At 60.0% G+C, this 8,804-nt stretch carries 6 protein-coding genes; 1 reads left to right on the top strand and 5 read right to left on the bottom strand.

The annotated features are described in order from the left end of the window. Positions 1–210: 210 nt before the first annotated feature. Positions 211–783 (bottom strand): hypothetical protein, encoded by a 573-nt coding sequence (locus EN885_RS11805; RefSeq protein ID WP_095486610.1) that lies wholly within the window; start codon positions 781–783, stop codon positions 211–213. A gap of 193 nt (positions 784–976) precedes the next feature. Here EN885_RS11805 and EN885_RS11800 point away from each other — a divergent pair, with 193 nt between their 5' ends. Beyond that, entirely contained in the window at positions 977–1,507 is a 531-nt protein-coding gene (locus tag EN885_RS11800; RefSeq protein WP_095486408.1) for an OmpA family protein, read from the top strand. Positions 1,508–1,562: 55 nt separating this feature from the next. Here EN885_RS11800 and EN885_RS11795 read toward each other — a convergent pair whose 3' ends face one another. From EN885_RS11795 to EN885_RS11780, 4 genes are all read right to left on the bottom strand, one after another. Next, the gene (locus EN885_RS11795; RefSeq protein ID WP_128242048.1) at positions 1,563–3,218 is read right to left on the bottom strand and encodes a caspase family protein; all 1,656 of its coding nucleotides are present in this window, start codon (positions 3,216–3,218) and stop codon (positions 1,563–1,565) included. Between the two features lie 211 nt (positions 3,219–3,429). After that, complete coding sequence (locus tag EN885_RS11790; RefSeq protein ID WP_128242047.1) at positions 3,430–5,763, bottom strand: M23 family metallopeptidase; 2,334 nt, start codon at positions 5,761–5,763, stop codon at positions 3,430–3,432. After that, positions 5,760–6,266, bottom strand: coding sequence for a DUF1036 domain-containing protein (locus EN885_RS11785; protein WP_164897824.1), 507 nt, complete (start codon positions 6,264–6,266; stop codon positions 5,760–5,762). The genes EN885_RS11790 and EN885_RS11785 overlap by 4 nt, the downstream gene beginning before the upstream one ends. An 11-nt stretch (positions 6,267–6,277) precedes the next feature. Beyond that, positions 6,278–8,803, bottom strand: coding sequence for a serine/threonine-protein kinase (locus EN885_RS11780; RefSeq protein ID WP_128242046.1), 2,526 nt, complete (start codon positions 8,801–8,803; stop codon positions 6,278–6,280). Position 8,804 lies beyond the last annotated feature (1 nt).

The following is an 8,804-nucleotide window of genomic DNA, read 5'->3' as shown; positions in this document are numbered from 1 at the left end:
CTCCCGAAGTCGGAATGATTACGGGAGCAGCGGAGGAGGAGGCGGCTGGGGAGGAGGATAGCGTTGAATGGCTGCTGCAAGTAAGCCAATTAGAGCATTTACGGCCAAGTGGAGTCACTTGGCGTCGCAGAAATGCGGCTAAATCAAACAGATAGATCCGGATGCTCAGCTCAATTTGAACGTATCCCGCTCGCGGATCCGGGCGACGGTCTAACTCGCATCCGCTGACTGGCGCAGCGCCTCTGTCTCCGCCATCTGAATGCCCATTTCGACAAACGCGGAAAGAACTGAAAAGCGATCCTCCAGTGCAACGCGTGCCAGTCCGGCCAGAACCCCCGCACTCACAGCGCGGGCGGCTGTCGGCAAGGCCGATAGCGCTGGCGCCTCCATAGCTGAACCGTTGCCATGCCGTCCTGCAGCCAGGGCAATCCAGGCAGCCGGCGTTGTTGGCGGCATCGCCGCAGCCTTGCTCACTTCCGGGCGATGGTGAGGGCTATCCGGTTCGCTGACCCAGTCACGAACAAGCGCGAGCAACTCCTGATCCCTGTGGTCGAGCAGAACGGTGAGATGGCTCAGGCACTCATGGGCCCACCACACCGCAGCCCGCTCGGGAAGGAGATAGGCACAGAACGTAATCGCCTCCTCGGGCACGCGCCCGGCAAGGAGGGCGCGGCAAAATTCGATTGAAGGCTGTTCGGTCGGACGTGCCACCATGTCCCTGGCAACAGCGGGGTAGGCCATGAAAAGGTCCCGTGCCGTTTTGAATCGAAGCTCATTGGCCATGGCCGCCACGCTTTTATCTGGGAATAATCGACACTGAAGCCCTGGACAGGGTGCGGGTCAAGTCTCAGTCCGTAGCAAGATGCAAATGCCGTCCACTCCCCGTATGCTTGACGTTTATTGACAGACAATCGCTTCGGAATTTGGTATACTCCACAGCCGAAAAAATCGGATGTTCAAGACAGGAGTAACCGTTATGCAGTTGGGCAGTTTAGCCTTCGTGTTGACGGTCGCGCTTTTTTCGACCCACGCTTCCGCTGATCCACTTCAGAAGTCAGAAGACATCGTGAAGTTTTTTTCCGGGGCGAGCGAGTTCGGCCCGGCGCGTGGAATCTGCGTCGGCACCGAAGACGAGTGCAAGGGCAAGAAGAAAGAAGCGCCGGCCGAAAAAACCAGCCTCGATATGCTGATCAATTTCGGCCTGGATTCTGCCGAACTCGACGCGACTGCGCGTGCTGAACTCGACGAGTTCGCCAAGGCGCTAAAGGACAGCCGACTGAGCGCCCTCGACTTCGTTGTTGAAGGTTACACCGATGCGTCCGGCTCGGCTCACTACAACGAGGGACTGTCGGAACGAAGAGCCCGATCGGTAACAACCTTCCTGACCTCTAACGGCATCGACGCTGCCCGCATCAAAGCGACAGGCTTGGGCGAAACGAACCCGCGCAATCCCAACCCATACGATCCGGTAAACCGCCGGGTGGAGATGCGGATAAGGACTGAGTAGGGGGCCGGTACGCCAAGGCACCGCTCACGTGGGACAGGCTTGAAACGGTGGCTTGTCAGTTGTTGTTGTTGAGCACACCGCCCACGGCCACACCTGTGCCGAAAATCAGCGCCTTGGTCAGGAAGTCGTTGTTGTCCGGCGGCGGTGGATTGTCCTGTCGAACCACCTCGCGGTTGCGCCTCTTCTGAACGACCTGCTGCCTGCGCGGCTTCTGTGCCACTACCGACTTTTTTGTCCGGGCCTTCTGTGCCACCGGCTTTTGTGTGCGGACCTGCTGCACCTGTTTTTTCGGCTGTGCTGCACGAGCCTGATCGGCAGCGTATCTGGCGCGCACCGACTCCATCATTGGATCCGTCTGGATCACCAGGAACGCCAGTTGCTCGCGTGTCAAAAAATTGGTCTGCGGCAGACCATTTTTCGCTTGCCAGATGCCGATCGCCTGGCGGGTCTTTGGACCTATGTTTCCATCGATGCGGCCAAGTTCGTTGCCCAAGGCTTCGATGCGCAACTGCAGATCGATACGGCCCTGGCGATCGAGACCGATCGCACTTTCCGTCAACTCGGTGCCCGGGGCCAGCTTCACCTCATCCGAAACGCCAACCGAGGTGCGAACGGCTGAGCCGGAATTTGCGTTCGCTTCGTCCTCATCGACTGCCGCCACCTGCCGATCTTCGGCTTTCGGTTCGTTCAACTGGTCGATGTTCAGCCGTGCCACCGTGGCGAAGCGGCCATTTGGAAACTGTTCGAGATAGGCTTCGTAGAACGGAATGGTATTGCGCTTGGAAGCTTCATCCCACAGACGCTGCTCCACCTCCCAAGAAGGAGGCTCGCTGGTCACCGGGGCAGGAGCCGGTGTCGCTGCGCTGTCGGATGCGCCAGCGACAGGTTTTGTGGCAGGCGTCGCTTCCGCTACGGACTGTCCCAGGAAGACCTCGCGTCCCAGTGATGCGTTGTGCCAAGGTCTCTGGCGACCTTGTGTCGTTTCGGTCACCTGGCCGCGCACACGCGTCAGCGCGCTCTGGATCTCAACGCCGGGTTCAGTCAGGTGCCTGGCGAGTGCAGTGGAGTAAGGACTGTTGACACCGTTGCCGTCGAAAGCGATGGCGCCTGGATCGGTTGCATACGCAATCAAGATTCCGCCGGTTCCAACGCCGTCCGATTTTGCGTCGATCGGCGCCAGACCGGAGCCAAACGAGGCGGAACGGCTCTTCGGCATAGAGGCGGCCAGCGTCCTTGCCAGTGGATTGTCGCGGCAGGCATCGAGGATAATGACGCCGATCGCCGGCTCGGGCGGTAACGCCGCCATGAAGTCATCGATCTGGATTGTGCGGGTCTTGAGATAAGCGGGCGATGTCAGCTCGGCGTCTACCGGAATCAGAAAATTCCTGCCGTCGACCTGCATGCCGTGCCCGGCATAAAAAATGACGGCGAGGTCGGCGTCGTAGGATTGCTCAGTAAACCGGCTGATAAGGCTGTGCATGCCTGCATTGTCTTGATCGACCCCCTCGATCACTTGGAAGCCGGCATTGCGCAGCGTGGAAGCGATGAGATGCGCATCGTTGGCGGGATTGGGCAATGCAACGGCATGCACGTATTTGCTGTTGCCGATGACCAGCGCCACGCGTTTGGCATCAGGCGCAGCAGCCTCGGCGCCAAGCGACGCGATGATAAGTAGGATAAACCCGCTCAGAAAGACGGCAAATGCTTTCATCGTCCAGCCCTCCGCCCCGCATGGGCGCACTATTGATGTCTGCGCATGCTAAATTCATCAGCGACATAATATGCCAAATGGCTCTTGGGCGTATGTGATCTCGACCACAGTTTTGGTTCACAAAGGGCCCTAAAAAAGTTGGCCATAGTAACACTTGGCAACAGGAACACCAATGGTCTAACGGCGAACTCGCACGCCGCGAGAAGCAGGTTCAAAGGGTATTCTGCGTCGGGCTTAGGAGGGCTGTGATCGCCTGCTTGTACTTTTCGAACTCCGGCGATGTCTGCCGGACTTCTGTCGTTGTCGTTGTCTGTTGACTCACCTCGGTCGTCGCCGGGCTCAGCTTCCTGCCCATTTTCCTTTCGGCCCAGCCCACGACATAGCTGGCAGTCTTGCCAGTGAGGAACCGATTGGCTTGAATGACGGCCGACCCGAGCACCGCGCTCAATTGCGCCGAACCCGGCGACGACAACACTTGATGGGCGCCTTCCATTCCCAGGAAATGACAGAGATAGAGCCGGCCGGCTGTGATCTGGTGGCCGCGCGCGCGAAGATAGGCTTCGCCCTCGCGCGCAAGATTGCTGACCATCTCGCGCGAGATGGTGGCGTCGTAACGCAAAGCGAGCAAGTCGGCGGTTGACAGTGTCCGCGCAAGTTCGGGGTGATAGGTGTTCATCATCCTGATCCAGGTCTTCGTTATGAACTGACCGGCGCCGGTCGCCGAAGAATTTGGGTTCTTGGCGCGGGCGCTGCCGCCACTTTCGACTTGAACGATACGGTCGGTCAGCGTTTCGACAGCGGAAACGTCCGTTGCGATCACCGTAACCGTGCCCAGCGGATTGACCGCCTCGCCATTGCGATAGAGTTCGAAATGCAGGTGCGGCCCAGTCGAAAGGCCGGTCGTGCCGATGTAACCAATGATATCGCCTGCCTTCACCTTGGCGCCGACACCGCCCTTGACGGCGAATTTCTGCATATGCGCATAGCGAGTTTCGCGCCCGTTTCCGTGCGAAATCTTCACCAGATTGCCGTACCCCGCTCCATCGCCCTGAAAGACGATTTCGCCGTCGAAGGCGGCGGCTATCGGCGTACCCAGAGGCGCCGCCCAATCCACGCCCTTGTGGATGCGAACAGTCCCGAGGATTGGGTGCTTGCGTGGGCCGAAGGTAGACGTCATGACCCCGTTGACCGGGGTGACCATGCCGTTGGTGACTGTCAGCGAGCGAACCTGATCGTCGCCGCTGACGCAAGCAAACTGGCCGTCAGTCTGCTGGAAGACGAAACAATCGAGGCTTTTTTCGGTACCCTGGACGCCCACATATAACACCCGCCCGGCCGTCTCTTCCTTGCCGCGCGGCCTTTGCGAATAGATCAGGACCAGACGCTGGTCTTCGCTGGCGAAGGCATCCAGATCCTGTCCTCGTGAGAGATACATGATCGCTTCTCCAATCACGCCGGTCGGAACTTTGTTGCGTGCTGCTGTCGAGTAGATTGCGTCGAGTAGCCGGTATTGCCTTTTGTGTGTGCCTTGTGCCTGTGCGCCCGAGTAGTTGAACAGATCGTCGCGGACCCAGGGGTCCACACCAGACACAAACACACCAGCGGCATTGCGCGTCAGGGTACCGACAAACACGTTCTTGGCGTAGATCGAGACCTGCATGAGGGACATGGTTGTCGTTTCGCGCGTCGGCCTGAAACCGCGCATGGCGACGACATGACCTGGCTCGAGGTTTTCCCGATGGAAAAGCGCCTTCAGGGCTTCACCTGCCAGCTTGGCATCTTCGGCGGAGAAATGCGCATCCAGGGCCACGCTGTCCAAGCTGCGATCGTTGAGAACCTTTACGAACGTGTCCTCGGTAGCCTTGAATCGTTGATATTCGCTCGTGACATTTGCAACGCTTGTGTTGTTTTCGATCTGGGTCTTCCGGAACGCGGGAAGGGCAGCCTCGCCTGCATCGATTGTTTCACCCCAACCTGCTTCAGGATCATCGGCGCCCAACTGCGGGTCCGAAGCAACCGGAGCCTCGTTTGCAACGGGCGGTGGCTGAAGATCGTTTTGCAGGTCGTTGGATGGCGCTGCCGCGGTTTGTCGCTGTGCCTGGAAGAATGCGAAATCTTCTTGCGTGGATGGTATCGTTGTCATGAACTTTTCGCTGGCGCTAAGCATCACGTCGGACAGAATTTCGATCTGGGGAGAAACTCCAGCCTTATCGAGTTCTGCCGGGCGCGGGATAACTTGGCCTTTTGTTGCGGAGCCGGTGTCGGGCGCAAGGGTGATCCACATCGGGTCGCCTGCGAGATCGATGATGGCAGGCACATAGACCGATGCATCGGCTGGCACATCGTCGGTTCCCTCGACGGCCTGCAACTCCTCATCTTCATCGCCAAACGACCAATAGTCCGCGGTGAGATAGAAGCCGGCAGCGATCGACAACAGGACAACCACAGCAAGACCGGCAAGGAGTCTGCGCCAGAGCCTACGTCTGCGCAGCGCCGCGCGCGCCTGCTTTTTCAACCTGAAGCTTGTGTCGATACTGTGCGTCACGGATTGCTTCCGGTCAGGAAAAAGGTCCACCGCACCTGTTCAAGCGTATCGACTTCGAGGAATCGTGCGGCGATATGGCCGCGCTGCCAGCATTCATCGATGCCACGTATCGAGAAACGCCGCCGGTCGATGCACATTTCGGTCGACCCGGTTAAGGTCGCATGACCAAAAACGTCCGTCGCATAAATGTATATGTAGCGGTTCGTGAGTTCCTCGCGGATGACGTTCACGCACTGATTTGCGCCAATGGTCCACCAGCCATCGGTCTGGTCCCTGTTGTCGATCTTTTGGCCGACAGCGAGATTGACGACGTCGAGCGTCTGATTGCAGACGGTGAATTCGGCGCGCGCTTCGTGAGACGACAGGAGAGCCAGCAAGGTCGCGCCCGACATGACCACAAGTTTGATACGGCCTCTCCGGGCAAGCAGGCCGCGAAGCCGGTCACGCTGATTTTTGGGCGGGACAGCGGTCAGTAATGAAAAACGCGAGCGGCGGAGGTCCATCGGCGTGCATGCTATCCGCCGAGCCGAAAATACTCTGCAGTCGCGGAGAACTCAGCCCGATTGGTCTCGATCTCTTCGAGAATCTTGGGCAACAGCAGCGCGGATGGTGTCGGCGTGGAGAACACCGCAGCCTGAATATCCTGTGGACCCGTGATGACCATTATGATCTGCGGCACGACCTTGCCGGCCGCCTTGTCGGCTGCACCGAGATCGATCGGAATGTTGAAGGTGGCCTTGTCCGCTTGCGCCAAGATACGATCGTCGAGGTTGAATGCCATGCCCCTGTGGTCGATCAGCAGCACGCTGGAAATCAGGCCACCATGCGTCACCAAAGTGCCGCCGATCGGCGACCCGCTCGGCACCGTCGTTCGATCGAGAACAAGCTGCGGCTTGTCAGCCGGCATCTGGTCCAGAAAGCGCAGAAAGTTGGTGACTTCGCATTGGGCCGGTTCAATGAGGCGGACGCTGATGTCCGGTTCGACATGGAATCTTGCCTGGAAATCGGACAACATTCGTTCGAATGGCTGGACGCCTGTGCCAAACCCTTCGATCGCGGCCGTGGCCTCGGTTGCCGATGTCAACGTCGCATAGAAACAGTCGCCGCCATTGAAGTTGCGCACCCAGGAGACCCGTTGCGCCATCGCATCGACGGGAGGGACCGGCGGAGCTTCCGGTTTGGGCAAATTCAAGGCGACGGCGGCGTCGCCCGGCGGCTTGCCTGCCCGCGGTTCGGCCTGCTGCGCCGGTGCGTTCGCGGCTTCCGTCTCGCTTTCAGTGGGTTCTGGCCCTTGCGCGGCCTTGGACTCTGCCGGCGGGCTGGCCGGTCGCTCGGGCTTCCGGCTCTCCATCACCTCGGGCTGGACCGCTGGGGGCGGCGAGGCTTTCTCGGCCGGCGGCACTGGCACGACCTCGGCGAGCGGCGAGGCCACTTGCTGGCTGTCGCTGATCGCGGTATCCGGCCGAATTGCCGGCGGTGGCTTTTCGAGTGTCGGTTGTGCCTCGGTTGCCGACGGCTCCGGGGTTTGCTCGGTTGGTGAGAGGACTTCGGCGGGCTGTGTCGGCTCCGGTATTTGATCCGCCGCAGCATCTGTCTGATTTTCAGCTGACGGCTGCGCCTCGGCTGCCGACGGCTCCAGGGTTTCCTCGGTTGGCAAGGGGACCTCGGCGTGCTGCGTCGGCCCCGGCATTCGATCCGCTGCGGTATCAGCCTGATTTTCAGTTGGCGGCGCAGCGGCCTCGGTTTGCGACTGCTGAGGTGGAGCTACTTTTGCCGGCTCATCGCCCGGCGGATTCGCAGCTTCTTCCGATGGGGCCGGAACTTTTGGTGCCAAAAGCGATGTATCGGCGGCGGTCGGTGTGGAAGGCGTCATCAAGCCAGTCAGATAAATGCCTGCACCGGACGCTACAGCTAACGTCGCCAAGGCAGCGATCGCGATGGATCGGGTCTTGGCGGACTTTCCAGGGACATTAGGCAAAACCGCCCGAGGAGGACCGGCAACTGCCGAAGGCCTCGGTTCGGACAGATGCGCCGGCCGGACATGCGGAACGAAGACCCGCTCGCCGGGAGCCGCCGGAGGCTGACTTTGGAGCTTGGGGCCAGGCGCGACGGTTCCCCCCCTTCGCGGCAAACCCGTCCGGTCTCGGGGTGTGATCGACGCTGGCGGCGTTGTCTCCTCATCCGTGTCGTCGCGTGTCATCCTGGCGATGTCCGCCATGCTGATCGGCCGGTCTTGTGGATCCGGCTGCAGCATGGCTTCAACAATTCCACGAAAATCGGCGTCGATGTCGGATAGGTCCGGGACAGTTCGGCGTTTTTCCACGATCTCGAACTGGGAGCCGCCCATGTCGATCGGTTTGCCGCGTAGAGCAGCAGCCAGCACCAACCCCAGGCTGTAGATGTCGGATTGCTCGCTGACATCGCCACTGTAGAGCCCGAGTTGTTCGGGAGAAACGTAGTTGTACTTTCCCGCGAATTTTCCGCCGATCAGGGTCTCGCCGCCGACGGTCGCCGATCGCGCGATGCCAAAATCGATGATCTTTGCGCTTTCGACCCGGCCTCCTGGCAGGATGATGTTATCCGGGGAGAGGTCGCGGTGTATTGCTCCCGCCTGGTGCACGGCGCTCAAGCCGGAAGCCAGACGATGGCAGAGCTTGCGCACGTCTTCCGTAGGCATCGGGCCACGTCGCATGATATCGAACAGCGATTGGCCGTCGACGAATTCCATAGCAAGGTAGGGGCGTCCGATCCCCGGATCGATGGTGAAGACGTGATATCGCACGACCGCGTCGTGCGACAGGTGATTGAGGATCGACGCTTCCTTGCGGAACAGGGACAGGATCGTCTGATCGCGGGCGAACTCGGGCAAGACGATCTTGATCGCGACGTGGTCGCCGGTCTGGATGTTATGGCCACGGTAGACTTCGCCCATGCCACCGAATGCGATCCGCTCGTCTAGTTCATAGATCCCGCTGAGTTGCGTGCCTACGGCGGTGTTGGCCACGTTAGGCGATATCCGCGTCTTGTCGTCGGCGCTCATC

Origin of the sequence: Mesorhizobium sp. M6A.T.Cr.TU.014.01.1.1 (assembly GCF_004022765.1) — a bacterium.
Taxonomy (GTDB): Bacteria; Pseudomonadota; Alphaproteobacteria; order Rhizobiales; family Rhizobiaceae; genus Mesorhizobium; species Mesorhizobium mediterraneum.
The sequence above is the reverse complement of the archived record's forward strand: the minus strand, read 5'-3'. Positions and strand labels throughout refer to the sequence as shown.